This window comes from Stenotrophomonas sp. (assembly GCF_032061965.1).
Classification (GTDB): Bacteria; Pseudomonadota; Gammaproteobacteria; order Xanthomonadales; family Xanthomonadaceae; genus Stenotrophomonas.
The window spans coordinates 30,613-56,998 of the sequence record NZ_DAMBEF010000025.1 but is presented as its reverse complement, the minus strand read 5'-3'; the positions used below and the strand labels follow the sequence as shown (position 1 = coordinate 56,998).

Sequence of the window (26,386 nt, the reverse complement as noted above, 5' to 3'; positions counted from 1 at the left end):
GTAAGCGCAGCGCACCCGGGGAAACATCGAAAGCGCGAAACCTGATTCCTGCTGGTGGCGCGGCGTAAGCCGCGAAACATGCACATCATCCGATGACGTGACCATCCGTAATTTCAGCAATATTGGCTTCGCGGATTACACCAGCCTTGCAGTCGCCTCCCATTTCCCGGGTGCGCTGCGCTTACCCGGGCTACATTGCTGCATGCTGTGAACGAAAATGGCCCGTGCAAGCGGGGCTTTGTCGTTGTGCGGCCCAACCCGCAACCACAACCTCCGTAGCCCGGGTAAGCGCAGCGCACCCGGGGAAACATCGAAAGCGCGAAACCTGATTCCTGCTGGAGGAGCGGCGTAAACTGCGAAGCATGCACATCATCCGATGACGTGACCATCCGTAATTTCAGCAATATCAGCTTCGCGGATTACACCAGCCTTGCGGCCGCCTCCCAATTCCCGGGTGCGCTGCGCTTACCCGGGCTACGGTGACAGCGCGCCGGCGCGATCTGCTGTGGCGAGCGGGGTGTCAAACCAATCCACGCACCACGGCGGAATCCTGCCCCGGCGCCTGCTCGCCCTCGCCTGACGCAACAGCAAACGCCAGGCGCCGCTCATCACGTACAAAAAACGAAGCCAGCAGCCCAATCACCACCAGCACTGCGATCACCGTGAATGCAACGTGGTAATTACCGAAGTGATCGAACATCACCGCCGTCAGCCAGATGCCCAGACCGGCCGAGGTGGCATCCATCAAGGAGATGGTGCCGAGGATTTTGCCTGCCGCGCTCAAGCCGAACGCCTCCACGATCTGCAGCTGCAGGATGGCGTACAAGCCACCCCAACCCAGCCCCATCACGATCAGGCCGGTCCATAGCAAGCCCGGCTGCTGTAGGGCGATGATCACTGCGCCCACAGCCATCAAGGCCACGTTGCACACGAACACCTTCTTCGATGTGGTCACGTCGGCAAGAAAGCCAAACAGGAACTTGCCCACCATGCCCAACCCAAACAGCAGGAACATGCCATTGCCTGCCTGCTCACCGTTGAAGCCCAAGTCCTTCATGTTGAGGATCAGGTGCGAAGACAGCGACATGATTCCCCAGAACGTGGTCACCGCCACCACCGCCAGCGCCCAGAAGGTACGGGTGCGCAATGCCTGGCCATAACCGAGATCGGGCAGGTTGCTGCAGCTGCCCGGCACGGGGCTGCTGCTTGCCTCACCTTCGCCCCAACGGCGCAGCCCCTTGCCATCGGGCGATCGCACCAGGGCCAGGCACAACACGAACAAGGCCACCGGAATCACCGCCATCAGCAGGAAGCTGCCGCGCCAGCCGTGCTCGGGAAGCAGGGCGATGATGATCTTGGGCACCAGCATGCCGCCCAGGCTGCTGCCGACCAGCGCGATGCCCAGTGCGGTGCCGCGGCGGGTCTGGAACCATTGCGAGACCATGATTACCGCCACGCTCAGGCCGCTGCTCACCACCACCGCTGCGAAACAGACATGGATCAGGTAGACGTGGGCAATGGAATGCACCTGCGAATAGGCCGCGTACAGCACCGCCAGCAGCAGGCTGCCGAACAAGGCCAGGCTGCGCACGCCGATACGGTCGATCAGCGCGCCGACAAAGGGCGACATCAGCGCCGCCAGCAGCAGGTTGAACATGTCGCGGAACTTGAGCTGGCCACGGCTCCAGCCGAATTCATCCAGCAGTGACGGGTCGAAGGCAGTGATCCCGGTCATGGTCATGCCATTGGAGATCGCAAGCATCAACATGGCCACGATGCAGATCAGCCACGGGTAGAAACGTTTCATCGGCACACCTGTTACGGGAGGGGTGAACGGGGAACGCATGCCACTACAACAATGTCCGGACAAAGAATGGCACAGTCCGGCCTCCGGATGTAGCCGGCGGGGCAGATTGCGGCGCCGGTCAAATATAGTTATATAGATATATCATTAAGATTATTCTGAACCGCAGCCAGAACCATCGCCTTGGATCCGTTCACCACCCAATCCCTGGAGGGCATCCTCCGCCGCGACGTGCACGCGCCGCTCTATCACCAGCTGCAGGGTTTCCTGCGCGGGCTGATCGAGCGTGGCGAGATCGGCGACGGCGAGCAGTTGCCCCGCGAGGAAGAACTGGCTCGCCGCCTGCGCATTTCGCGGGTAACCGTGCGTCAGGCCCTGCAACTGCTGGCCGATGACGGCCTGCTGGTGCGCCAGCGTGGCCGCGGCACCCGCGTGGTCGGCGGCAAGGTCCGCACCTCCACCATCCCCATGCCGCTGAAGACGCCGCTGGGCGAGCTGATGCACAGCCTGGACACGCTGGCCGGCAATACCCAGGTGCGCCTGCTCGGCTGGGAACGCGTGGTGCCACCGGAACCGATCCGCGAGCTGTTCGGCAGCGCCCCGGGCGAAACCCTGGTGCGCTGCGTGCGCGTACGCAGCCGCCACGGCCATCCGTTCGGCTATTACGCCAGCTGGACCCGCACCAACCATCCCGATTTCAGTGCCGAGAACCTGGCCTACGGCTCGCGCATCGACCTGTTCCGCCGCTGCGGCATCAATGTGATCAAGGTCCAGCAGACCGTGTCGGCCATGCGCGTGGGCGCGCTGTCGGCCATGCACCTGCAGATGTCCACCGGCCAGGCGGTGATGACGCTGGAGCGGCGCTCCTTCGATGCCAACCAGCAACTGCAGGATCTGCTGGAAATCCAATACCGCCCGGACCAGCTGCGCTACCAGATGCGCCTGGACTATGAAGCCAACAACCCGGAGACGTCTGCTTGAGTGCGACTGTGAGTGCAACGCTTGCTGAGAAAATCCTCGCCCGTGCCTGCGGGCGTGAGGCCGTGCGCGCCGGTGAAATCCTCACCGCCAAGCTCGACCTGTTGATGATGCACGACTCCGGCGGCCCCCGCCGCGTGGCCTCGCGCCTGGAAAAACTCGGTGCCAAGGTATGGGACCCGAACAAGGTGGTGGTGGTCTCCGACCACTTCGTGCCCGCCGTGGACATGGAAAGCGCCGACATCCTGGCGCTGACCCGCAAATGGGCGCAGGCGCAGGGCGTCACCCATTACGACATGCTCGGCATCTGCCACGTGGTGCTGCAGGAACACGGCCATGTGCAGCCTGGCATGTTCTGCGTGGGCGGTGACTCGCACTCGCCCAGCGGCGGTGCCTTCGGTGCCTTCATGGTCGGCATGGGCGCCACCGACATCACCGGCGCGCTGGTCACCGGCGAAGTCTGGCTGCGCGTGCCGCAGACCACCCGTGTGCAGTTGGACGGCATGCTCGCTGCCGGCGTCAGCGCCAAGGACGTGATGCTGATGCTGTGCGGCCAGTACGGCATGGGCAACGAAGGCCAGGTGTTCGAGTACGGCGGCAGCGCGGTGCAGGCAATGCCGATGCACGAGCGTTTGACCCTGTGCAACATGGCCGCCGAACTGGGCGCGGAAACCGGCATTGTCGAACCCGATGCGACCACGCTGGCCGCATTGGAACAGGCCGGCAAGCCCTTCTACGGTGACCTGGCGCAATGGCGCAGCGATGCTGACGCCAACTACCTGCATCACTACCGCTACGACGCCGCGCAGATCGCGCCGCACGTGGCTGCACCGCACAGCCCGGCCAATAGCCGGCCGGTGGATGAGCACGGCAAGGTGCACATCGACCAGGCCTATATCGGCGCCTGTACCGGCGCCAAGCTTACCGACCTGCGCATGGCCGCCGAAGTACTGAAAGGCCGCAAAGTCGCCAAGGGCACGCGCCTGTTGATCGCCCCGGCCTCGGTGGCGATGACCGCACAGGCGGCTGCCGAAGGCACGCTGGCCACGCTGACCGCTGCCGGCGCCATCCTGCTGCCGTCCGGTTGTGGTGCCTGCGCTGGCATGGGTGCCGGCATGCTCAGCAGTGGCGAAGTGTGCATGTCCACCACGGCACGCAACTTCAAGGGCCGCATGGGCTCGGCCGAGGCGCAGGTCTACCTGGGTTCGCCGTACAGCGTGGCGGCGGCCGCGGTGAAGGGCGAAATCTGTGATCCGCGCGAGCTGCTGGGAGAAAGCGCATGAACGTCCGTGGCAAGGCCTTCGTCTTCGGCGACCGCATCGACACCGATGTGCTGGCGCCCGGCCCCTATATGCGCGAGCCGATGAGCGTACTCGCCAGCCACTGCCTGGAAGCGGTGGACCCGGCATTCGCCAGTGAAGTGCAGCGCGGCGACATCGTGGTCGGCGGCGAGTCCTTCGGCATTGGTTCCTCGCGCGAACAGGCGGTGCAGGCACTGGCCGAGCTCGGCGTGGGTGCCATCATCGCCAAATCCTTCGCGCGCATCTTCTATCGCAACGCGCTCAATCTCGGCGTGCCTGCACTGGTCTGTGCCAATCTGGAAGCTTCCCGTGGCGATGAACTGGAAGTGCGCCCGGTGGAAGGACGCATCATCAACCACAGCACCGGACGCGAATTCAGCTGCGAGAAGATCCCCACCGAGCTGATGGAAATCGTCGCCGGCGGTGGCCTGATGCCGTGGCTGGAGCGCAAACTGGCTGCGGAGCGCCGCACATGAAACAAGGCATCATCCACGCCACCTTGATCGCACCGGACCTGCAGCAGGTCTGCGATGCCTATGCCGGGCAGTTGGCCCTGCAGGTGCAACAACAAGGCACACTCGGCGCCGACGATGCAGCCGCACTGGACCTGGCAGACCTGGCCAGCGCACCGCTGGCCTGGCTGGCCAATAGTGCAGGCGAACCGGTGTTGCGGGTGATCGAAGATCCCGCTGCGGTCGTCGCTGAGCCGATGTACCGCCACGGCTGGTTGTCGCTGGAAGTGCTGGTGGGTGACATCGACACGCTGGCTGCCGGCCTGCAGGCCCCTTTCAAAGTGCTGGGCGCTGCCGCCAACCTGGAGCTGAGCGACGCCATCCGCGCCGCGCAGGTGCTGGGCCCTTGCGGCGAGCTGTTGTATCTCACCCAGATCAAGGCGCAGGTGCCGCCGTTCGATCTGCCAATGACGGATGCCACGGTAGCGTCCACCTTCATCGGGGTGATGACGACGCCGGATCGTGAGGCCTCACAACGTGCATGGTCGGCCTTGCTTGGCGCCAAAGGCTGGGCCTTCGATACCAAGATCACCGTGCTCAATCGTGCCTATGGGCAAGCACTGGAAGGCCGCTTCCCGGTCGCCGTGGTGCCGATGCCGGGGCAATGCATGGTCGAGATTGATCAGGTGGAACTGCCTGCTGCAGCCAAGGTCCGTCATGCCGGTCAGTACAGTCTTGCGCTGCGTTTGCCGGCAGTGGAGGACAGCGTGCTGCGTGATGCGGGCTGGGAAGTGAATTCGGTTTGCGCGCGCCGCAGCCTGTGCGGGCCGGCTGGGGAGCATGTGGAGTTGCTTGCTGGGTGAGTTTTGGGTTGAAGCGTAGAGCTTTGGGAGCCCCCCTCCCCAGCCCTCCCCTGCGCTACGCGCAAGGGAGGGGGCTGATTGCTGCGCAGGGTCAGGTCAAGGCGTTCCGCCGTTACCCCCTCCCTTGCGCGTAGCGCAGGGGAGGGTTGGGGAGGGGTGCCTTTCGCATCTGCCCATGACCTTTGCCATGTGTAACCGCCGCTACACAGGCATAGCGTCAGCGTTTGCCCAACGCGGATGAGGTCGAGCAATGCGGATCCAGATCCTGGCAGCAGCCATCGCCGTCGTCTGCGGCATCGGCATCGGCATCGCCACAAGCGCAGCGGCGCAGGTCTCACCGATGACGCCGGACATCACCGGCAAGAAGTTCGTCGCTCCGCAGCCCGCCCGTGATTTCGACAAGCGCGAAGTGATGATCCCGATGCGCGATGGGGTCAAGCTCTACACCGTGATCATGATCCCCAAGGGCGCACACAACGCGCCGATCCTGTTCACCCGCACCCCCTATAACGCAGCCGGCCGCGTCGACCGCACCCCGGGCGCGACGCGGCTGGTCGACGCCCTCGCCCAAGGCGATACGGTGTTCGCCGAAGACGGCTATATCCGCGTGTTCCAGGACGTGCGTGGCAAGTACGGCTCCGAAGGCGACTACGTGATGACGCGGCCACCACGCGGTCCGCTCAACCCCGGCAAGATCGATCACAGCACCGACGCCTGGGACAGCATCGACTGGCTGGTCAAACACCTGCCCGAGTCCAACGGCAAGGTCGGCATGCTGGGCTCATCCTATGAAGGTTTCACCGTGGTGATGGCGCTGCTCGATCCACACCCTGCATTGAAAGTAGCCGCACCGGAAAGCCCGATGATCGATGGCTGGATGGGTGATGACTGGTTCCAGAATGGCGCCTATCGGCAGGTAAATCTGGGCTACTTCACCGGCCAGATGACCGCACGCGGGCAAGGCGCAAAGATCGCCATGCCTGGCGCTGATGACTACAGCAGCTTCCTGCAGGCCGGCTCGGTCGGTGCCTTCGCCAAGGCCCAGGGTCTGGAACAGATACCGGCCTGGCACAAGGTCAGCGAGCATCCGGCCTATGACGCGTTCTGGCAGCAACAGGCATTGGACAAGCTGTTGGCCAGGCTGCCCGAAATCACCGTGCCCACGATGTGGGAACAAGGCCTGTGGGACCAGGAAGACATCTATGGCGCGCACACCGCCTGGGCCGCGCTGGAACCCAAGGACCACGACAACACCCGCAACTTCCTGGTGATCGGGCCGTGGCGGCACAGTGGGGCCAACTACAACGGCAGTTCACTGGGCGCTTTGGATTTTGACGGTGATACTGCACTGCAGTGGCGGCGCGATGTGCTCAAGCCGTTCTTCGACCAATACCTGAAGGACGGCGCGCCGCCCGCCAACACACCACCGGTATGGGTCTACAACGCCGGCAGGAACACCTGGGATACCTACAGCAACTGGCCGCAGAGCTGCAGCCAGGGTTGCAGCGCCAACCCGCAGCGGGTGTATCTCAACACTGACGCAACGCTTGGCACCAGCAGTGCAGCAGGTGACGCACAGTACGTCGAATACATCGCCGATCCTGCCAAGCCGGTGCCCTTCGTGCCGCGCCCGGTCAACATGGGTGACCGCGATGTCTGGACCACCTGGCTGGTCCGCGATCAACGCTTCGTCGATGGACGTACCGACGTGCTCACCTATACCGGCCCGGTACTGGACAAGCCGATGAAGCTTGCCGGCATTCCGCAGGTGCAGTTGAGCGCTTCCACCTCCGGCACTGACAGCGACTGGGTGGTCAAGCTGATCGATGTCTACCCCGACCAGTACCCGGACAACCCGAAGATGGCCGGTTACCAGTTGCCATTGGCGATCACCATCTTCCGCGGCCGCTACCGCGAGAGCTTCAGTGATCCGAAGGCGATCACCGCCGACACACCGCAGACCTACCGATTCGATCTTCCCAATGTCAACCAGACACTGCAGCCTGGCCACAGGTTGATGGTGCAGGTGCAATCCAGCTTGTTCCCGCTGTATGACCGCAATCCACAGCACTATGTGGAAAACATCTTCTTCGCCCAGCCCAGCGACTACCGCAAGGCCAACCAGCGCATCTGGAATACCGGCGAACATCCCAGCTTCATCAGCCTGCCGGTAGTGAACTGAAAGCAGCGATGGATCGGATGACACGCCTGCAGCGCAATGCAGGCGTGTTGCCCGGCTCTTTGCATCGGCTGTGCTATAGCCAAGGCAGGCAAGAACGCCTGCAACATGGAGCAGCCGACATGAAACCCAGAAGGCTCAGCAAACGCAACATCATCCTGATCGGCGTTGCGATCATTGCATTGGTGCTGATCATGTCCATCGCACCCTGGTGATTGTTAAGGACACGTGGCACAGCGCGACACAGTGCACGCGCTGTGCCTCGCGTGTAGCGGCCAACATCGCTTCTGCGCATTCAGTCATTGTCGCGGGTGTCACCGCCCGCTATAGATGAATGGACCGGTTCGGGGGGATCGCATCGCGGAGAACATGCAATGGCTGACGTGAAACTGTTCCTGGAAGGACCTGGCCAGCAACGCCGACAGGTAACGCTGCTGGCAACGGAATCCAGGCAGGTAACCAAGGGAAGTTTTGATGGACGGCGCGTCGCCACTGCAGGTGCCAGCAAGATCTGCTTCCATACGATGATCGACGAGGACGGAAACATTGCCCGGCAGGTCGACTTTGATGGATACCGCTTCAAGTTCAACGGTTCCAATCTTGCATGGGATCTGGTGATCGCCTGAATCCGGGCACGTCTGCACAGGGCCTTTGCATGCCGTGCACCCGCCCATCACCGGATGCAGGCATCGGCTTAATTGCAGTGCATGCACTATCGATCCTGAGCATCATCGCTCTGATTGGAGACTTGCCATGAATATCCGCAAGACGAAGCAACTGCTATGCGCAGGTGTCATCGCGTTGAGCTTTGCCGGCGCGGCTGTCACGGCGCAGGCTGCTGGCCAGGCCATGCAGGGGCATGATTCCGAGCAACCGGGTACCGATACCTGGATCACCACCAAGGTGAAAGCCGAGCTGCTGACCACCAAGGATGTCTCTGGCCTCGAAATCAAGGTGGAAACCGTCAATGGCGTTGTCACGCTGAGTGGAACGGTTGCCAGCCAGGCCGAAGTTGACCGGGCGGTCACTGCGGCGAAGGGTGTCGAAGGCGTCAAGAGCGTCGACAGTTCGGCATTGACGGCGGCTGCGGTGCGTTGATCCCAGTGCGCAGTCATCAATGAGCGGCGCTATCAGGCGCCGCTCTTCTTTTTGGGAGGATTGTCGCCGGGAGCCTTCTTTTCAGGCGGCAGCTTGCTTGTATCGGGTTGGTGCGGCGGTGGCTCCCTGACCGGCACGGGTGGTGCAGGATCGTCACGGCCTGGGTCGGGCGGCGACGAGGCGCCCCGATGAATCGGGACGCCGCGATGTCGCCGTACGGTGACCAGGCTCACTCTTCCTCTTCGTCGTGCGATGGATTCTTCTTCGGCTGCTGCTGGCCCGGGTTCTGCTGGGCGTGGCGTTGCTGCGGATCAAGTGGATCCTGGACATCGCGTTGCGGGTTGTTCTGCTGACTGGACATCGAAGTTGCCTCAGTGACGCAGCAGGTAGTGCTGCGAGCGCAGGTTCGCCCCACAAGCGTTAGCACCAGGTTTGAAATCCGTTCGTCGCGCCATGGACCTGCATGAATTCGGTTATCCGTTCATCGACCGCTGTGCTTTGTGTCAGCCACGCCAACGCTGCCGCCCCGTCAGGAGCACGCCTAACGGAGCAGGAACTGCACCGGAGTAGTTACATCGATCTCGCGACCCACCACGTCAGCCGGTGGTGGCGGTAGCGGGCTTGCGCGCAGGACAGCCGCCACCGCTTCTTCGTCCAGCGCGCTGTGGCCGCTGCTACCGGCCAGCCCTGCGGACAAGACCGTACCACCGCGGTCCACGGTGTATCGCACCTGCGCAACGCCCTCATAGCGCCGGCGCTGCGCCGCGCGTGGGTAGCGTTTGAATGCCTGCAGGTGACCCAACAGGCGCGATTGCCAGTCAGCGAACGCCGCGGTGCTGGCCCCTACGCTGGAAGCGGGTGCCGCCGTGGAAGTGGCAACGCTCGCCTCGCTGTGTGGCGGTGCGCTCGCCTGTGCAGATTGGGAGGAAGACTGCGCAGGCTCAGCCAGGGCTTCGCGCGCATCGGCCCGTGCAGTGTCGTGCTGCGCGACCGCAGCCGGCGCAGGTGTCGTCGGCAGCGGCGGCATGATGGGCGGCGTTTCCGCGCTTTCACTCGCCTCGGCGGCCGCAGCGTCCTGCTGCAAGGGACCGGGGGCGAGTTCGCTGCGCATGGCATCTGCTGCAGTGGGTTGAGGTGCCAGCTCCAGCATCACGGCCTGCGGCGGACTGCTCGGTACCACCGGTGACCGATCGCGCGGCCAAAGCAGATATACGCCGATCAACAATGCATGCACCAGCAGCACCGCAATCAGACTGGCGGCCCAACGCAGCGCAGGCGGCATGGGTGACCTTGCCGTCATTGCCTGCCCTGCTCCTGTGCAACCAGCGCAACCTTGAGATAGCCGGCCTGGCGCAGGCGGTCCATCAACTGCATCAGCTCGCCATAGGCAACGCGTTGGTCCGCACGCACGAACACGCGTTGCTCGCGGTTGCCTCGTGACAGTGCATCAAGCCGCGGGGCCAGCTGCTCCGGGGCAACGGACACATCATTGAGGCTGAGCGTGTGGTCAGCCGCCAGCGTGAGCTGGATAGGTGCCTGCGGCTCCGGCTGTGCCTGCAAGCTGCTTGGCGGTAGCTCCACCGGCAACGACACCGTCGCAAGCGGTGCCGCCACCATGAAGATGATCAGCAGTACCAACATCACGTCGATGAAAGGCGTGACGTTGATCTCGTGGTTCTCTTCCAGCTCGTCCGGCTCTTCACGGTGTCTACGCGGCATCCGAGGGCTCCTCAACGGATTGCATCAATGCCGGAATCCGAAACCGGCATGGCTTGGCGGTCCAGATCACGCGAGAACAAGCGCTCCACGCCGGCGGAGAGATCCCCCAACTCGGCGCGTGCGGCAGTCAGGCGGCGTCCAAAGTAGTTGTAGATAACCACCGCCGGGATCGCCGCACCCAAGCCAAGCGCGGTTGCCAGCAAGGCCTCGGCAATACCTGGCGCAACCACCGCCAGGTTGGTGGTATTGGCACGGGCGATGCCCACGAAACTGTTCATGATGCCCCAGACCGTCCCCAGCAATCCCACGAAGGGCGCGGTTGCACCGATCGTGGCCAGTACGCCGGTGCCACGCCGCAGCTGCCGTGCGTAGGCCAGTTCGGTGCGCTCCAGCCGCGAGGCCAGGCGCTCCTTTATCGCCGCTTTGTCGCTCAGCCCGCCCGATTGCTGCAGTTCCTCATGGGCCTGGTCCAGCAAGCTGCGCCCGATGCCCGCATCCAGCACATTGGCGTCTGCCAGGTGCACGGCCTGTAGTACGCCGTTGCGCGCATGCCGGAGCTCACGCTGCGCCGCGCGCAGTTCGGCGCCCTTGGCCAGCAACACGGTCCAGGTCAGCAATGAGGCAAGCGTCAGCACGATCATGATGGCCTGAACCACCGTGTCGGCATGCGCGAACATCTGCCATGGGCTGAGGTCGGGGGGGAGTTGGGTTGTCACGGACGACATGAGCGATCCAGTTGAAAGGGAATGGGAGGTGCGAAAGCAGCAGATTGTTGGCGCCGTGCTCAAGGCTCCGGCTCGGGCTTGCGCCAGAGCCAGAGCAGGACGCACGCCATGCAGAAGACGATGAAATACACACTGGGCCGATGCGGGATGGTCAGGGCAGCGAAAGCGCCAGCTGTGCTCATCGACGCCAATGCCGCCCATTTCGCCCGGCGTGGCAGCTTGCCGCTCTGCCACTGCAGCAACAGCGGCCCGAGCAGCCGGTTGCGCAGTATCCATGCATGCAGACGGGGCGAACTGCGGGCGGCCGCCCACGCTGCCAGCAACACGAATTCGGTAGTCGGCAGGCCCGGTGTCACCACGCCGACGAAGGCAATGCCCAGGCACAACACCGCAAGCAGCCGCAACAGCGCACGTTGCAACCTGCCACGCCGCGGCGTGCCGGAATTCATGCTCAGCGGCCGCATCGCATGACGCATCGGAGCCACGTGCTACATGCCGTGCCGATGTTCATGCCCGCGCATCCGCGACCTGGGGCAGCTCGCTTTCCACGTAGCCACGCACGGTGACAAACGCGTGGCATGCACCCTCGATGAGCTGTTGCTCCTGCATGTCATCCATGACAATGCTGTCCAGTGCGTGGGTGAACTGCCGCCAGTGCCGCGCTGCGCCCTCAGGATGACCCGCCAGGTGGCCGGCGCCAAAGCCCCTGTGCAGGCCCAACTGGTCGCGTGCCATCTTGAACAGCACCGCCCCGCCGAGGTTGGAACCTTCGGCCACGTACAGCCAGCCCAACGAACGCCAGATGTCCTGGCCCAAGGTCGCCGGCGGCGCGGTCGAGCCTGGCACCCTCTGGCCGAGATCAGACAAGTCATTGGCGATCTTCAGCAGTCTTGCGCGCTCACCCAATGCAGGCACCAACGCAGCCAATGCCGCATCGGCATACAGGTGCTCGATGTCGCGGTGGAAACGGTACTGCACGCGCAGGAAGCCTGCGAAGTGCTCCTTGCTGGCGAAAATATCGGCAGCCATGATGCGCTTGTCCAGCGCGTCGTGTGTCTGGTGCGTTGCGGATTTCAGGCGCTGACTGCGCGGTACCTTCAGGCTGACGATGGGCTCGTTCATGGGGCTCTCCGGGGAGGGTCAAAAAACACGTTCCAGCTTCAGGCTGGCAACGTTCTTGTCGTAGCTGTACAACCAGCCCACATTGCTGCGGGTTACGTTGCGGCGGAGGGTCAGTACCGGCACAAAACCGGCCATCGCCCAGCGGCTGGCTTTGATCACCAGCGTGTAGTTCTGCTCGATGTCTTCGCGCCGCCTGTCCACCGCTGCATTGAAGGCGTCGTGGCGGCGTTCCCGCAGCGACACCATCGCCGTGGTGGCCACGCCTTCGGGCCATTGCAGTACCGCTCCTGCGCGCAGGCCGCGCTGCAGATAGGCGTTGACGTGCTGACGCGCGCCGCTATCGGCAACATCGGCACCGGCAAATAGCGTCCAGCGCTGGCTCAACGCGTTGAAGTAGGTAAGCGACAGCATGTTCACGCTGCCGTCGTAATTGCCCGCAAGACTGTCATTGCGGTACCGCAGCGCCTTGCTGTCAGCTTCGAGCCGAAGCAGGTGGCGCGGCCGTGGCGTCCAGCTCCACTCGGCATGTACACCCCAACCGGCATACAGGGTCTGCGCACCCCAACGGTAGTAGTCGAATGTGGGCGCCAGCGACACCCGTTGGCGGGCGCTGCGATAGCTGTAGCCCGCCTGTGCGGCGAAGCTCGCCTCGTTGTATTCACCCGCATCGCGATAGACCTGCCCGTACAGCAGGGAGCGCATGTACACGCCGTGGTGCCCCGCCAAGGCGACGCGCTTTCCCAGTGTGGCGTCGTATTCGATCCCCTCGCCGCTGACCGCGGCCGGTGTCTGCCGGTCCAGCAGGCATTCGTCGCCAAGTTGATAGAGGCAGATGCGGCTGGCTGAGCTGCGATTGAGATTGTCATTCCATTGCGGGCCAAGTGCGAAGGAGCCCTCGATACGAGCGCGGTTGCGCAGCGCCTGCTGGAACAACGCCACGGTCTGACGCACCCCGGCATTACGCGGATCCTCCACCGCCAACGATGCCTGGATGCTGTCAAACAGCGACCGCGCTTCAACATCCTGCTGGTCTTCGAACAAGGTACGCGCCAACTCCAGCCGCGCCAGCATGAAATCCGGCTGCAAGGCCAGCAGCGCGGTGAACTCGGCAATGGCCTGCGCGTGCTGGGCGTCGGACCGGTACAGCATCGCCTGCGCGTAGTGCAGCAACAGCGGATCGCGATCGGGGAGCTGGCGATATTCCTGCAGGAAGCCACGGGCCAAAGTCCATTGCTGCCGCGCCAGCATCAGGTACAAGGCCTGGCCAACATCATTGGCCGTGCTCTCGACGCGATAGGTTTTGCCCTCGACCGTCAAGGTTGGGCGGTCTCCATCCGTGGCCTGTTCCAGCAGCTGCTGCTCGCGTTGCAGTGCCTGCTGTCGAGCGTCCTGCTCCAGCAGGCGACGGGTATCGTCCTGGCCACATGCCGAGCCCACTACCAGCATCAGCAACAGCAACGACGGCATCTGCAAGCACGCAAGTGCCCGGGCAGCACAACAGCGGCTTGCGCTACGCGCAATCCGGCCAGGCGCCAGTCGTGAGTGGATCGGGTACATCGTTGTTGCCGGGTCCGCCGTCATTCAAGGCCAAAAGCAGGGGTGGCAACCGCCAGCCCCTGCCATTCATACAAAGTCATCCGCGCTCCTTGGGGTATCACGCAGCTGCAGCTGCCCTTGCCTGGGGAGATGGAGGATCAGTTCTTGCTGCCGCCGAATGCGGTGTTCTTGCTGGTATCGGCAAACTTCACCGTGCCGGCCACGGCCGAGGCGCCGGTGCCGAAGAAGTCACCGTTCAAGCTGCCGTTGCTCCCGGCAACACTGGTGACACCGACATTGCTGGCACCCAGCTGCACGCGTGCACCGTTGACCGAGATGGTGCCGCCGGTGAAGTTGATGTCACCGCTGGAGCTGGCCTTGTACGTGCCGAAGTTGGCGGTCAACGTGCTGGTCGGCAGGCTCGCGCCGGTGCCCGAGTAGGCGTTGTTGATCGACTTGACCGTATAGGTGGCGGTACCGGTGGGCAAGGTGGTGGCTACATTGCCCGCTTCGCCGGCGTAGTAGGCGGTGTGCTGTGGGCTGGAGGTGCTGCCAGTGTTGGACCACTCACCGAAGTACACGGCCTGGGAACCGACCTGCGCAAAATTGAAGTAGCCCAGGCTGGCGTGGCTGGGCGGCATCATCGCGGTGGTGATGCGGGTGATCTTTGGGTCGGCGGCGGTACCGGCGCCACTGGTGGCACCCATGCCCTGCAAGCCGGAGAAGCTCACCAGGGTGCCACCGTAGAACGCCTTCACACCAATGGCAGGGTCACCCTTCTGACCGCCATGATCGTCCGAAGGACCACCGCTGCCACCCAGGGCGACATAGCTTTCGTTGGTGCTGCCAAAGCGCACGTCGGCGTTGGCTGCACCAGCGACGGCGCCCAGTGACAAGACGAGCATCGACAAACCGATAATCTTCATCATCAAACTCCACAGTTGGGTTGGTGTTGCAAGGGTTGGGGACTCCCTTCCCCGCTGTTTCTGCTCCGTTGTGCGGTGCTCAGAACCTGTAGCCCAGGCTCAACTTCAAGGTGCGGCCCGGCGCGGCCAGTGCCGAACGCGTCAATGGGTCGATGTAGTAGAGGTTGCTCAGGTTGGTGCCGATCAGCTCGATGCTCATCGCCTCGTTAGGCCGGTACGACACATACGCGTCATAGGTGAGGATGCGGCCCCATTGCATGGGCGTATTGGCGTAGTACGGCACCATGGTTTGTGTGCCGTAGTTATCCTTGTAGGGGTTGTCGAAAGCGCTGTAGTAGACGCCACGCGCACCCAGCTCCAGGCGCTTGTCCAGCAGGCGGATGCCCACGGCGGTGTTCACCGTCCAATCCGGTATGGCCTGGGTCACCAGGTAGCCGCCAACGAAACCTCCATCGACGCAGTTCTTGACCGCGCCGAGCAGCGGCGAAAGCTGTACGGCCGTGCTTTCGTCGCAGACGCTGTTCTCGAACGTATGCGCCGCGCTGAGATCAACGAAGAACCGTCCATTGTCGTAGCGGCTCTGCATCTCGACGCCGCGGATGGTCTGCTTGTCGATGTTGCTGAACATCAGGTTGGGGCTGCGTTCGATCACATCGCGGGTACGGTGGTGGTAGTACGCCAGTTTGAAATCTGCGTGACCGTCCTCACCGGTATGCAGCAGGCGCGACAGGTCGTGCACATAGCCCAACTCGTAGCTGTACACGTGCTCTGGCTTGAGTTGCGACGAGGGGATGGATGCCGAGAACCCCAGCGTGGTTTCGAACATGCTCGGATAGCGGCGGGTCTGGTTATGCAGCAGATAGATGCGGGCATCGTCATTGAGGTGGAATGCAGCCGACAGCGAAGGTGCCCAGTCACCGCCCTTCCTGTGCTGGGCGGCATTCAATTGCCGCATCGGTGGCGCGTCCTGCAACTGGGTGGAGCCGCGCGATGCGCTGGCCATCTTGTAGTCCACGCCATCCAGGCTTCCATTGAGGAAGATGTTGTCAGCACGCGAATAGCGGCCGTTCTCGTCTGCCAGCCAGAGGCTGTCATGGCGCTGGTTGAACACGGTGAAGTCCATGGCGTGTTCGAGCTGGTCACCGCTGTAGCCATCGGCGATGAACTGGTCGCGCAACGCCTGGATCTGTGCGGCACTCAACGCCGGGTCGGCGGTGTAGTAGCTCATGCCGTAATAGGTGTACTCGCTGCGCTGGCTGAAATTGGTGTAGCCAGCCGCATCCATCCGGCGTACGAAGTCATCCACCGCCCAGAATGATTGATAGCGCAGGCTGCCTGCGACATTCAGGCGGTCGCTGGGCTGCCATTCCAGCTTCATGCTGAACTCTTTCTCGGCGCGCCGGCCTGCGCGCGGCAGCATGCGTGAGGTGGCATTGATGGCCGTGTCCCAGTAGCTGTCATCCGAGCGCAGCGATTCGTGCTGGTAGCTGCCGGCAAGCGTCAGCTGGATATCGTCTGCCAGCGCGAAGGCATTGCTGACGGTGATGCCCTTGCGGGTGTTGTCCGCGTTGGCAACCGCGGTGTTGCGCAGGTAGTTGCTGTTGACGTTGCGGCCACCGGTTCCGCTGGCATTGGGCTCGATGTAGCCACTGGGGTCATTGGGCCGCCCACCGCTGCTGTAGGTATCGCTGACGGTATCGGTCTGCCAGAGGTTGGCGTACAGGTCGATCCAGCGGCTGCCCTGCGGCTGCCAGCGGTACTCGAGGTTATAGGCCTTGGCGTCAACGCGGCTCAATGGCCATTGCGGCACGCCATTGGTGGAGGTGTCGACCCAGGCGATGCGCGAGGGCATGATCTCGCCGTAGTGCGACAGGGTGTCGCGCAGGCCTAGCTGCACAACCTGGTCATCGCTGATCCGATAGTTGAGTTTGCCCAGCCAGGATTCCATCTGGCTCGAGGTGTTGGGCACTTCATCGCCGGGCCGGTAGATGTTGGCCAGGAAGGGGATGTAATCCCAACCATCGGTCGCAGGCTTGGAGTAGTAGCCGGCGTCCTTCTTGCCGGCAAAGTGGTTGCCCTTCTCGCGATAGGCGTACGCCGCCAGGACGTCCACACGTTCGCCGCGCCAGCCCAATGCAACGCGATAGGCCTGATCATCGCCCGACAGCAGGTGGTTGCTGCCATCACCACGTGGCTTCACGTACAGGCTGGGGTCGTAGTAGTTCCAGGTTGCGGCTGGCCAACCTTCGATCTCACGCCAGTTCTGACCGGTCAACAGCGTGGGGATGCGTGGTGAAACAGCGTTGTTGCTGCCTTCCAGCTTGACCTCGCCACCAAAGCCTTCGCCCTCGCCGAGGATGTCGCCGACGTCGAGGGTGTTGATCACCACTGCGCCGCCGACCGATGTATTGACGTTGCGCTGCAATTGCGGCCCCTTGATGACCTGGATGCCGCCGATCAGGTTGGGGTCGATGTAGTTGCGGTTGTTGGCGCCCATGTATCCGCGCCACACGGTAAGCGCCTGCTCGGTGCCGTCGATGCTCACCGGGATGCGGCCCGGGCCCTGGATGCCACGGATATTGGGGTCCAGGGCACCGCTGTTGCGGGCATCGCCGCTGTAGACGTTGGCCATGCCCTTGAACACGTCCGCCGGCGCGGCCCCCTTGTAGCGCTCTATCTGCTCCTTGCCGGCATAGACCGAGGAAAGATCCAGGTCATACACCGCGTCGCCGCCCTGGCGGTCGCGCTCCGCGCCCTGCGATGCGCCGACGCGCTGGCCGGCGACATTCAAGGTACCCGTCACTACGCCATCGCCCGCAGGCACTGCCGACGCTGCGCGGCTGACCACCACCGTGCCCGGCTCGCGCCACTGCCAACTTGATCAACCGACTTCACCGGCACGAAGCGCATATTGCCCTGCCGCGCAGCGGTGGCGATGGCTTCTGCATCATTGCGGTCATTCTTGGTGGTCTGGCTCTTGCGGAACGGCTTGACGAACTGCGCGGCAATCAACTTTGGGCGCAGGCCGTGCTCCAGACAACGCCTGGCCCAGGCGTGGGCGCCACTGCAAGCTTCCATGGCCACCACAGTCCCTACCGGGACCTGTAACAGCCATTGGCTGAAGGCTTCACGATCAAGATCCCGGCGCTGAACCACCCGCCCGGCCGCATCCAGCGTACAGGTCGAGAATCTCGCTTTCGCCAGATCGATTCCTATGGTTATAGTGCCCATTGGAGACTTCTCCTTCGCGCTGATTGAGTGTCAACCCAATCATGGCCCTCGAGGCCGAACGGCGATGCCGTCGAAGGGGAAGCCTCCTTTTTACTCATTCAAGCCGACACCGCTTCGCGGCGCGGCTTAATTCAGGTGTTAGAGCCCTTTGGAGACTTGGCAGCCCATTACAGTCGTTGAGCTTGAGGCGCTGGTTGTCGATCAGCTTCGCAACTGCTCGCCCTCCCAGCAAGTTGCATTTGCCTCCTATCGCGTACCTTTCTACTCAGTCGCTTTCCAGCGCGGCCGCGCCTTGGAGCAGGTCCTTGTCGTTGCGGAGTTGCCATCCGGCTTGCTCTACTACGAGGACGTTGAGGAGGGATTTGAGGTCGGGGCGCTAGATGCTGACGGCATCCTGCAGGGCCATGGCTGCAACCAGCTGGAGTTGGCTTATGCGTTATCGAGGGCAGGGCTCTAACGATTCATTCAAGCCGACGCCGCTTCGCGGCGCGGCTTAATTCCGGAGTTAGGCGGCGGTGGACTGGGCTGGCCGGCCCTTCTGCTTTCGGCAGCAAGATCGGCAAGTCACCGGTCGGCTCCGGGTAGCAGTTCCAACTGTTCCTGGCATCGGCAAGCCCGCCACTTCGTCCTACGCTTCACTGCTCTGCCGCAATCATTTCATCGCACTTCGGCGGCAACGCTCGGCAAGGTTTTCAAGGCAAGCTCCAACCCGCAGGCTGTGGCATGATCGGCTCACGTTGGGTTGCACAAGCAAGGCAGCATTGGTCCGGGGTCGGTAGGTGGCCACAGCCGCCTAACAGTTCATTCAAGCCGACACCGCTTCGCGGCGCGGCTTAATTCCAAGGTTAGGGCCCAATGGGAGCAATCAATCATTCTGTAGCAACACTCCGGCTCTTCGGTGACGATCTGGCGCCTGATGAGATAAGCGCATTGCTAGGCGCAGGCCCAACCGTGTCGTACCGGAAGGGTCAAGAACTCGTCGGTAGCAAGACCGGAGTCGTGCGTATTGCCAAGACCGGGAGCTGGCGGCTTAGCGCGACTCGTCGTGAGCCTGAGGACCTGGAGGCGCAAATCTTCGAGATCCTTGAGCAACTCACCCAGGATCTCAACGTGTGGGAGTCACTGGCCCGGTTCCAACCCGATTTGTTCTGCGGCCTTTTCATGGGTAGCAGCAATGACGGCCTACCTCTCTCGGCAAAAGCTTTGCTCTTTCTCGGGCAGCGCGGTGTTGCACTCGAGCTGGACATCTACGATGTCGGTTAACAAAGGTCCGGCGTTGACCCCAACAATTCCGTAAGGAGCTTCCCGTCAACTCCGGGTGCATGATGTCCTTGCCTTTCGCGTGAGGCATAAACGCATCCTCGGTTGTTGTACCGTTACCACTGTTCGCCAGTTCGCCAGTTCGCCAAGCATTCCAAGTATTGCCAGACCGCACTTCCGTAAACAGCCATTGGCTGAAGGCTTCACGATCAAGATCCCGGCGCTGAACCACCCGCCCGGCCGCATCCAGCGTACAAGTCGAGAATGTGGCTTTCGCCAGGTCGATTCCTATGGTTATAGTGCCCATTGGACACTTCTCCTTCGCGCTGATTGAGTGTCAACCCACTCATGGCCCTCGAGGCCGAACGGCGATGCCGTCGGGGGTAAGTCTCCTTTTTACTCATTCAAGCCGACGCCGCTTCGCGGCGCGGCATAGTTCCAGGGTTAGGCGCTTAAAGGAGACACATGGATACGCTTATGACGTCTGGGCTGGTTGGCGGTATCGCCGGTGGATTAGCTGTGCTTCTTCTTGCATTCCTGATTCCTCGAAAATCATGTCCCAAGTGCAAGACGTTGCTGCCTAGATTCCGCAAACCATCCAGCACACGTGAAGCGATGCTAGGCGGCTGGAGATGCCCCTCATGTAGCGCAAGAATTGCTCGTGATGGTTCGCCTCTGTCCAATGACACCCTATGACAGATGCGTCTGAAAATTCATTCAAGCCGAAGCTGCTTTGCGGCGCGGCTTGACTCAAGCGTTAGGCCGCTATGGAGAAAGTAATGGGGCGTCAAAGAACTCGATCACTGCTGATAGGGTCTCTCGTTTGGATGTTGTTGATAGCCGGTGGCGCGTGCATTACCTATCCGTCTATTGGCCCCATTGCGGTGAGCATTGAGCCCAATCCGTTCTGGACTGTGGTTGCTACTGGCAACCCGACGGCACCGTTCCAGGTTGGGCTCAAGACCGCCTCTTGGCTAATGTGGTGTCTGGCTCCAATCTCAGCCTTATGGCTGCTGGCATTGGTGTTCACGCGTCGCCAGCCTGGACGCTCGGCCTGATAGGTCCGCAAGGTGCTACCCATCAACGCCGGGCACAAGTTTCCTTGCACTTCACCTGCGCCGACTATAAGGCGATCCCCCTGCTGGCCAGCCTTGCCGATGCAGGTAATCATTGGCAGAGTGACTGGCGCCGGCGCCCCCGGTCAGCGCCAAGCTGCAACACACTCTGCGTTGCGCAACGGAAGGACGCCTGCATGCGACTCACTGACTCTCCTCATCCCATGGCACTCGCCCCAGCAGCCCGACGTTCGTCACTGCGACACGCCTGGCGTATGGGCCTGCTCGCCCTTGCCGTCGCCTGCCTGTTGACCGCTTGCGGCAAGCCAGTGCCTGCGGACAAGCAGGACTATGTAGGCAGCTGGGAATCAGCGACCACTCTGCTGGTCATCGATGCCAGCGGACGGGTCATCTACAAGCACCAGCCCAAACCTTCGGTGAGCAAATCGCTTGATGCACCCATCAAGGCATACGAAGGCAATGATTTCGTCGTCGGTGTTGGGCCGGTGTCGACGCGCTTCGTGGTATCCGTGCCGCCGCATCAGGAGGGCGACCGCTGGAAGATGACGGTCGATGGACAGGAGTTGACCCGCCGATGAGTGCGGGCCGCGCGCTTCTGCCTGACCAACACCACGCTGCACAGGCTCACCCATGATCAAGCGTCTACTTCCCGCATTGCTGATGCTGCCGGCACTTGTCTGGGCGCAGCCACCCGATTACCAGCACGCCTACAGTGATTGCCTGGAGCGCGCAGGTGGTGCGACGAACGGCAGCGTGGATGCCTGCTCCAGCAGTGTGTCGGCTGATGCCAAGGCCGAGATGATCCGCTTGTATCGCGGCATCTACCATGATCTGGCAACTGACAACCCCGACGATGCTGCCGCGCTGGACCGTGCCCAGAAAGCCTGGCTGGTCTATCGCGACCTGCACTGCAATCTGGCCGGCGCACACGTTGGTTCACCGATGTATGCGTTCTGCCCGATGCAACTGAACATCCGCCGGGTGGATGAGCTCCGCGAACTGGCCGGGCAATGAGGCAAGCGCCTCGCCCGCATCTCCAGCCAGGCTTCCGACATTCGACAACGCACGTTCCCAGGACCTGATATGACAGACCCGTACAACTCTTCCGCCAGTCGCGGCACGGCCGTCGTCCTGAGCGATGCGATGGTAACCACCGCACTTGAGCTACCCGGCTACCGTTGCGTGCGTAACCTCGGCCTGGTACGTGGCATCACGGTGCGCTCGCGTTCGGTGATCGGCAATTTCATTGGTGGCCTGCAGACGTTGTTTGGCGGCAACATCACCATCTATACGCAGCTGTGCGAACAGGCGCGCGAAGAAACCTACCGCGACATGGTGACCCATGCCCGCCAGCTCGGTGCCAATGCGATCATCGCCGTGCGCTATGACGCGACCGAGTTGATGAGCGGCCTCACCGAAGTGCTGTGCTACGGGACGGCGGTGGTGGTCGAGCCAACATCCGAGCGTTGATTGCCCACTGCCGTAGCAGATCCATCCCAAGCCCATGTTTCACTGCCGATAAGCCGATGACACCCTTTCATGGATCCCGCGCGTGGCACCACAAGGCCCTGGCCGCGGGCACGTTGGTCATCATCCTCTGTATTGCCTGCAATCCAGAGCTGGCCAGTCTGGTCCCGTTGCTCGATGCCTATGGCCTGGACGTACTGCTCTGCCTTTTCTCCGCGCAGGTGACGGTGATCCTGGCCGATGTCGTACTGCCTTACCTCCAGGTACTGCACCAGCGTATGGGCAAGCCGCTGTTGCAACCTGTTTCACAACTGGCGTTCGCCGCCTGCGGTGGCTATTTGCGGCAACTGTGGTGGCACACGGCAAGAGCAAACAACCTGCCATTTCGCCGTCTACGCACCCGCAGCTGAGTTTGCCCAGGCCAGCGCCCCATCTTCACCGGAAACGTTTGCTGCGGTCATGGGGTAGGATCGGACTTCCGCGGCGCCCCCACCGGCCCGCGTGACGCATCAGGGGGCTGTGTGCGATCACTTTTCTCAGGTTGTGTGATGACGCTCATGATGGCTGCATGCGGGCCAGCGGCGGCGCATAGCGGAGGTCTCAACAAGGACGGTTGCCATACCAACCGCAGCACCGGCGACTATCACTGCCACCGAGGGGCTGGCGCCCCTGCTTCGTCCCGACCCACTCGACCATCACAACAGTCGTTCTCACCGACCACCGTAGCACCGGCCCGGTCTTCTGCCGGAACACGGGCATTCGCAAACTGTGCCGAAGCACGAGCAGCAGGGGCTGCGCCGGTCCGTCGCGGCGATCCAGGCTACGGGCCACATCTGGACCGCGACAACGACGGGATAGGATGTGAGCCCTATCGTGGACGGCGCTAGCCCTTTGTACGCAGTAGTATCGTTCCTGTCGCAGCAAGCTCCCAACCCAGCAGCCACCCATGCCACGCAACGTACTGTTCATCTGCAGCCAGAACCGCTTGCGCAGCCCCACCGCCGAGCAGGTATTTGCCGATTGGCCGGGCGTGGAGACGCTGTCTGCCGGGTTGGGCAACGACGCCAGTACCCCGGTCGCGCCAGAGCTGCTGGCCTGGGCGGACCTGGTCTTCGTGATGGAAAAGGCACATCGCAACAAACTGTCGAAGAAGTTCCGCGCGCATCTGGGCGGCAAACGCGTCATCTGCCTGGATATACCTGACGACTACGACTACATGGACCCGGTACTGGTGCAGTTGTTAAAGCAGAAAGTGAGCCGTTTCCTGCCTGTTGGCTGAGCCTCACCAGCCTCGATCGCCGCACGCGCCGATGCTTCAGGGCAACGGGGCCGCACCCGTTGCAGTGCTGGAACGAGCGCTCCGCCAGCCTGCACAGGCGGCAAGTACCAGCGCGTGCAACAGCAAGGGAATCGTCCAACTGCCCCACAGCAGCAACGCAATCGCGTCAGGCGTGGGCGCTCGACCACTGGCTATCCATGCGGGCAACAGCAGTCGGAACAGCACCGGTGCCAAGGTGACCAGGTAGGCACGCGTCATCCAGCGCCGATGACGGGTGATGTTGCCGTGGCGGATGCCGATCATCGCCACCAGCGCCGTGACCAGCCAGGCCAGCGCCGTGCCGGCGAAGGCAGTGGTGATCGCGGCTGGGGCTGGGGAGGTGGCAATCAGGCCAACCGCTGCCGCACAGGCCACCAACATGCCGCCGATATAGGTGCGGCCCAGCCAGCGATGCAGGCGCGGCCGCGCCTTGGGCCAACGGGTGAGGAACTGCAGCGGCCCCAGCACGATGCCGAGCACCCCTCCGCCGATATGCAGCCACAGCCAGCCGCGCCGTGCCCAGTACATCGTGTAGTGCTCGGGATCGACCCGCTCGTACTGGGCGTGGATAGCCAGCAGGAAGTGCACGCTCAGGCCAGCCATTGCCAGCCACAACAGTCCCCATCCCAGCCGCTGGAGGGCCCGGGAGTTGGAGGAAGGCATTGGAACTGCATTGGGCATGGGGCCCGCCTCGGCTCGTGTTGGGCCAAGCATACAAGGCCGATCACATACGGCAGATCAAGGGAAGCCGGCCCCGCTGCCAGCCTCCGGTGACTCAAATCGAGACATCGACGCCGAGGATCTATTGCAAAATGCGAATCATTCGCATTTAATTTCGCAATAAGAACGCCACTTGCCTGAGCGTAGTCCACACCCGCTGCCTAAACGGGTGCCCCGCCCCGCCGTGGCCCATCCGTTGCTACCACTCATTCAGGCATCCACATGCACCCCACCCGTACTTCCCGCCGCCCGGCTGCCGCCGCTGGCCTGTCGTTCCCATCGCGCATTGCAAGCAACACCCTGAAAGCGGCCATCTGCCTCGTCCTGGCGGGCAGCACTGGTACGGCGATGGCCGAAACGGCGGCCGCAGAGGCGGCTGCCCCGGCAGCTGACAACGACACCGCGACCCAGCTGGACACGGTACGGGTGGTTTCGCAGCGCGCGAACCGGGTCAGCAATGGCGCCACCAACCTTGATCTGGACATCAAGGAGACCCCGCAGTCGATCAGCGTGGTCAGCACGGAACAGATGCAACAGTTCGGCATCGACAACATCAACGATGCGCTGCGGCTGGCCACCGGCATCCAGGTGGAAGAATGGGAAACCAACCGCACCAACTACGTCGCGCGCGGCTTCGATATCAAGAACACGCAGATCGACGGTGTGGGCCTGCCCAATGACTGGGGCATCGTCACCGGCGCGATGGATGCGTTCGGCTACGAGAAACTGGAAGTCATCCGTGGTGCCAACGGCCTGCTCACCGGTGTGGGCAATGCCTCGGGCACCATCAACTACGTGCGCAAGCGCCCCACCAACGAGGCCAAGGGCCAGTTGGGCGTCAGCGTGGGCTCCTGGGGCAAGCGCCGCGTCGAGGTGGACTACACCACACCGTTCACCGAGGACGGGCGTTGGGCCGGTCGCGTGGTGGCCGCGCACGAAGACGGCGACTCCTACCTGCGCGACTACCAGAACGACCGCAACTTCTTCTACGGCGTGGTCGATGGCCAGATCGGCGACAACGGTACGTTGACGGTGGGCTACTCCTGGCAGAAGGCCGACAGCGACCACAACATGTGGGGCGCGCTGACCTTCAGCAACAACGACGGCAGCCAGGCCGAATGGGGACGCAGCGCGTCGACCACGCAGGACTGGACCTACTGGAACACCAAGACCGAAACCGCCTTCGTCGAATACACGCACCAGCTGGGGGCCGACTGGCAGGCGAAGGCAACGTACAACTACCGCAAGGCTGCCAGCGACGACCAATTGTTCTTCGCCTACACCATGACCGGGCTGGACCCCGTCACCGGTGCGGGTCTGATCGGTTGGGCCTACAAGGGCATCGATGCGGGCAGCTCGCATCTGGGCGATATCACCGTGAACGGGCGCTTCCCCCTGTTTGGACATGAGCAGGAAGCAACGTTCGGCTTCAGCGTGGGCAAGAGCGACCAGACCAACTGGGATCACCCGATCCAGAATCCGTCCAACCTCAACCCGGTCGTCTTCCCCTATCCCGGCAATGCCATTGCAGAGCCGGAATGGGGTGCGCGCCACAAGGCCAGCTGGACCAACCAGCGCCTGAAGCGCGGCTACGGCGCCGCCCGCCTCACCTTCACCGACCAGTTCAAGGCCGTGCTTGGCTTCAACTGGGCCGAGTACCACCGCGATGGCAACAATGGTGAGGCGTTCAACCAGACCGAAGACCACATCAGCCCCTACGCGGGCCTGACCTGGGATTTCAGCGACAAGGTGCTGGGCTACATCAGCTATTCGGACATCTACCAGCCGCAGGACCAGTACGACATCAACCTTGTCTACCTGGACCCGACCAAGGGCGTGAACTATGAAGTGGGTGTCAAGGCCGAATGGCTGGACCGTCGCCTGCTTACCACGCTGGCGCTGTTCAAGGCCAAGCAGGAAAACCTGGCCACCTCCGGCGGTTATGACGAAACCAACGCCAAGTACTGGTACTACGGCGTGGACGTGGAGTCCAAGGGCGTGGAATTCGAAGCCACCGGCAAGCTCGACGACAACACCAATCTGGTGTTCGGCTACACCCAGCTGAAGATGAGCAACCAGAACGGCGGCAGCACCTACACCTGGGTACCGCGCCGCACTGCAAACCTCATGCTGACCTCGCGCCTGCCCGCCTACGAGGCGTTGTCGTTCGGATTGGGGGGCCGCTGGCAGAGTGATATCTCCGCCACCGACATCTACACCGGCACTGTCGTGCGCCAGGGCAGCTACGCCCTGCTCAATGCTTTCGTCGCCTGGGATGTACTGCCCAATGCAACGGTACGCGCCAACGTCAACAACCTGACCGACAGGAAGTACATCAACAGCCTGTATCAGATTGGCTACTACGGTGTGCCGAGCAACTATCAGTTGAGTTTCGACTGGCGCTTCTGATTTTCCGGGTCAAGAGAACGCCGGGTTCTGTTTCTTGTTGTTGCGGTTGCTTCCCCCTCTCCCCAACCCATCTGCCGCGAGGGGCGAGGGACTTTGAAGCTCAGCGGTGCGGGACTTGAAACAAAGCCGCGCATGGAAGCTGCGGTGTTGATGTTGCAGTGGCCTCCCCTCTCCCCTTGCGGGAGGGGGTGCCCACCGGGCG

General features: G+C 62.7%; 27 protein-coding genes and 2 pseudogenes. 16 read left to right on the top strand and 13 right to left on the bottom strand.

The window, feature by feature from the left end; translation table 11 throughout:
* Window positions 1-520 precede the first annotated feature (520 nt).
* A complete protein-coding gene (locus RT460_RS13480) occupies window positions 521-1,807 on the bottom strand; it encodes an MFS transporter (protein ID WP_313317277.1) in 1,287 nt (428 codons plus the stop codon).
* 180 nt (window positions 1,808-1,987) lie between these two features.
* Here RT460_RS13480 and RT460_RS13475 point away from each other — a divergent pair, with 180 nt between their 5' ends.
* From RT460_RS13475 to RT460_RS13440, 8 genes are all read left to right on the top strand, one after another.
* Window positions 1,988-2,785, top strand: a complete 798-nt coding sequence (locus RT460_RS13475) for a GntR family transcriptional regulator (RefSeq protein WP_313317276.1) — start codon at window positions 1,988-1,990, stop codon at window positions 2,783-2,785.
* Window positions 2,782-4,065, top strand: coding sequence for a 3-isopropylmalate dehydratase large subunit (locus tag RT460_RS13470; protein WP_313317275.1), 1,284 nt, complete (start codon window positions 2,782-2,784; stop codon window positions 4,063-4,065). Before RT460_RS13475 ends, RT460_RS13470 begins: the two co-directional genes overlap by 4 nt.
* Complete coding sequence (locus tag RT460_RS13465; RefSeq protein WP_313317274.1) at window positions 4,062-4,559, top strand: 3-isopropylmalate dehydratase; 498 nt, start codon at window positions 4,062-4,064, stop codon at window positions 4,557-4,559. The genes RT460_RS13470 and RT460_RS13465 overlap by 4 nt, the downstream gene beginning before the upstream one ends.
* Window positions 4,556-5,398, top strand: a complete 843-nt coding sequence (locus tag RT460_RS13460) for a hypothetical protein (protein WP_313317272.1) — start codon at window positions 4,556-4,558, stop codon at window positions 5,396-5,398. The genes RT460_RS13465 and RT460_RS13460 overlap by 4 nt, the downstream gene beginning before the upstream one ends.
* A gap of 250 nt (window positions 5,399-5,648) precedes the next feature.
* Window positions 5,649-7,580, top strand: coding sequence for a CocE/NonD family hydrolase (locus RT460_RS13455; RefSeq protein ID WP_313317270.1), 1,932 nt, complete (start codon window positions 5,649-5,651; stop codon window positions 7,578-7,580).
* A 17-nt stretch (window positions 7,581-7,597) separates the two neighbouring features.
* Window positions 7,598-7,792, top strand: coding sequence for a hypothetical protein (locus RT460_RS13450; protein WP_313317269.1), 195 nt, complete (start codon window positions 7,598-7,600; stop codon window positions 7,790-7,792).
* 159 nt (window positions 7,793-7,951) lie between these two features.
* Complete coding sequence (locus RT460_RS13445; RefSeq protein ID WP_313317268.1) at window positions 7,952-8,203, top strand: hypothetical protein; 252 nt, start codon at window positions 7,952-7,954, stop codon at window positions 8,201-8,203.
* Window positions 8,204-8,330: 127 nt separating this feature from the next.
* Window positions 8,331-8,675 (top strand): BON domain-containing protein, encoded by a 345-nt coding sequence (locus tag RT460_RS13440; RefSeq protein ID WP_313317267.1) that lies wholly within the window; start codon window positions 8,331-8,333, stop codon window positions 8,673-8,675.
* A 229-nt stretch (window positions 8,676-8,904) separates the two neighbouring features.
* Here the strand turns inward: RT460_RS13440 and RT460_RS13435 are convergent, their stop codons facing one another.
* The 10 genes and pseudogenes from RT460_RS13435 to RT460_RS13390 form a co-directional block, all read right to left on the bottom strand.
* Window positions 8,905-9,036 carry a hypothetical protein gene (locus tag RT460_RS13435; protein ID WP_313317266.1) on the bottom strand — a complete coding sequence of 44 codons (132 nt, stop codon included), beginning with the start codon at window positions 9,034-9,036 and terminating at the stop codon, window positions 8,905-8,907.
* A 180-nt stretch (window positions 9,037-9,216) separates the two neighbouring features.
* Window positions 9,217-9,975: an energy transducer TonB gene (locus tag RT460_RS13430; RefSeq protein ID WP_313317263.1), complete on the bottom strand. Its 759-nt coding sequence runs from the start codon at window positions 9,973-9,975 to the stop codon at window positions 9,217-9,219.
* The gene (gene exbD / locus RT460_RS13425) at window positions 9,972-10,394 is read right to left on the bottom strand and encodes a TonB system transport protein ExbD (RefSeq protein ID WP_313317261.1); all 423 of its coding nucleotides are present in this window, start codon (window positions 10,392-10,394) and stop codon (window positions 9,972-9,974) included. Before exbD ends, RT460_RS13430 begins: the two co-directional genes overlap by 4 nt.
* Window positions 10,395-10,405: 11 nt before the next feature.
* Window positions 10,406-11,119: a tonB-system energizer ExbB gene (exbB, locus tag RT460_RS13420; RefSeq protein ID WP_313317260.1), complete on the bottom strand. Its 714-nt coding sequence runs from the start codon at window positions 11,117-11,119 to the stop codon at window positions 10,406-10,408.
* 59 nt (window positions 11,120-11,178) lie between these two features.
* Complete coding sequence (locus RT460_RS13415; RefSeq protein WP_313317259.1) at window positions 11,179-11,568, bottom strand: YbaN family protein; 390 nt, start codon at window positions 11,566-11,568, stop codon at window positions 11,179-11,181.
* Window positions 11,569-11,626: 58 nt separating this feature from the next.
* Window positions 11,627-12,241: a biliverdin-producing heme oxygenase gene (locus RT460_RS13410; protein WP_313317258.1), complete on the bottom strand. Its 615-nt coding sequence runs from the start codon at window positions 12,239-12,241 to the stop codon at window positions 11,627-11,629.
* 18 nt (window positions 12,242-12,259) lie between these two features.
* On the bottom strand, window positions 12,260-13,708 hold the full coding sequence (locus tag RT460_RS13405; RefSeq protein WP_313317257.1) for a surface lipoprotein assembly modifier: 1,449 nt from the start codon (window positions 13,706-13,708) through the stop codon (window positions 12,260-12,262).
* A 227-nt stretch (window positions 13,709-13,935) separates the two neighbouring features.
* A complete protein-coding gene (locus RT460_RS13400; protein ID WP_313317256.1) occupies window positions 13,936-14,703 on the bottom strand; it encodes a Slam-dependent surface lipoprotein in 768 nt (255 codons plus the stop codon).
* Between the two features lie 79 nt (window positions 14,704-14,782).
* Complete coding sequence (locus RT460_RS13395) at window positions 14,783-17,506, bottom strand: TonB-dependent receptor (protein WP_313317255.1); 2,724 nt, start codon at window positions 17,504-17,506, stop codon at window positions 14,783-14,785.
* Between the two features lie 74 nt (window positions 17,507-17,580).
* A pseudogene (locus RT460_RS13390) lies at window positions 17,581-17,934 on the bottom strand (transposase); the annotation flags it as partial.
* 855 nt (window positions 17,935-18,789) lie between these two features.
* Here RT460_RS13390 and RT460_RS13385 point away from each other — a divergent pair.
* The gene (locus tag RT460_RS13385; protein ID WP_313317254.1) at window positions 18,790-19,197 is read left to right on the top strand and encodes a DUF4279 domain-containing protein; all 408 of its coding nucleotides are present in this window, start codon (window positions 18,790-18,792) and stop codon (window positions 19,195-19,197) included.
* Window positions 19,198-19,378: 181 nt separating this feature from the next.
* Here the strand turns inward: RT460_RS13385 and RT460_RS13380 are convergent.
* Window positions 19,379-19,501 (bottom strand): annotated as a pseudogene (locus RT460_RS13380) (IS110 family transposase); the annotation flags it as partial.
* Between the two features lie 945 nt (window positions 19,502-20,446).
* On the opposite strand from RT460_RS13380, the gene RT460_RS13375 reads away from it, so the two are divergent.
* The 6 genes from RT460_RS13375 to RT460_RS13355 all read left to right on the top strand — a co-directional run bounded on the left by RT460_RS13375 (window position 20,447) and on the right by RT460_RS13355 (window position 23,016).
* A complete protein-coding gene (locus tag RT460_RS13375) occupies window positions 20,447-20,848 on the top strand; it encodes a hypothetical protein (RefSeq protein ID WP_313317253.1) in 402 nt (133 codons plus the stop codon).
* Window positions 20,849-20,900: 52 nt separating this feature from the next.
* Window positions 20,901-21,284, top strand: coding sequence for a lysozyme inhibitor LprI family protein (locus RT460_RS13370; RefSeq protein WP_313317252.1), 384 nt, complete (start codon window positions 20,901-20,903; stop codon window positions 21,282-21,284).
* Between the two features lie 69 nt (window positions 21,285-21,353).
* On the top strand, window positions 21,354-21,740 hold the full coding sequence (locus tag RT460_RS13365; RefSeq protein WP_313317251.1) for a YbjQ family protein: 387 nt from the start codon (window positions 21,354-21,356) through the stop codon (window positions 21,738-21,740).
* A 56-nt stretch (window positions 21,741-21,796) separates the two neighbouring features.
* Complete coding sequence (locus tag RT460_RS13360; protein WP_313317250.1) at window positions 21,797-22,147, top strand: hypothetical protein; 351 nt, start codon at window positions 21,797-21,799, stop codon at window positions 22,145-22,147.
* A gap of 138 nt (window positions 22,148-22,285) precedes the next feature.
* Window positions 22,286-22,624, top strand: a complete 339-nt coding sequence (locus tag RT460_RS19520; RefSeq protein WP_345785080.1) for an excalibur calcium-binding domain-containing protein — start codon at window positions 22,286-22,288, stop codon at window positions 22,622-22,624.
* A gap of 59 nt (window positions 22,625-22,683) precedes the next feature.
* Window positions 22,684-23,016 (top strand): low molecular weight protein tyrosine phosphatase family protein, encoded by a 333-nt coding sequence (locus tag RT460_RS13355; protein ID WP_313317249.1) that lies wholly within the window; start codon window positions 22,684-22,686, stop codon window positions 23,014-23,016.
* A gap of 36 nt (window positions 23,017-23,052) precedes the next feature.
* Here the strand turns inward: RT460_RS13355 and RT460_RS13350 are convergent, their stop codons facing one another.
* Window positions 23,053-23,718, bottom strand: a complete 666-nt coding sequence (locus tag RT460_RS13350) for a DUF2306 domain-containing protein (RefSeq protein ID WP_313317248.1) — start codon at window positions 23,716-23,718, stop codon at window positions 23,053-23,055.
* 279 nt (window positions 23,719-23,997) lie between these two features.
* Here RT460_RS13350 and RT460_RS13345 point away from each other — a divergent pair, with 279 nt between their 5' ends.
* Complete coding sequence (locus RT460_RS13345) at window positions 23,998-26,184, top strand: TonB-dependent siderophore receptor (protein ID WP_313317247.1); 2,187 nt, start codon at window positions 23,998-24,000, stop codon at window positions 26,182-26,184.
* Window positions 26,185-26,386: the final 202 nt, after the last annotated feature.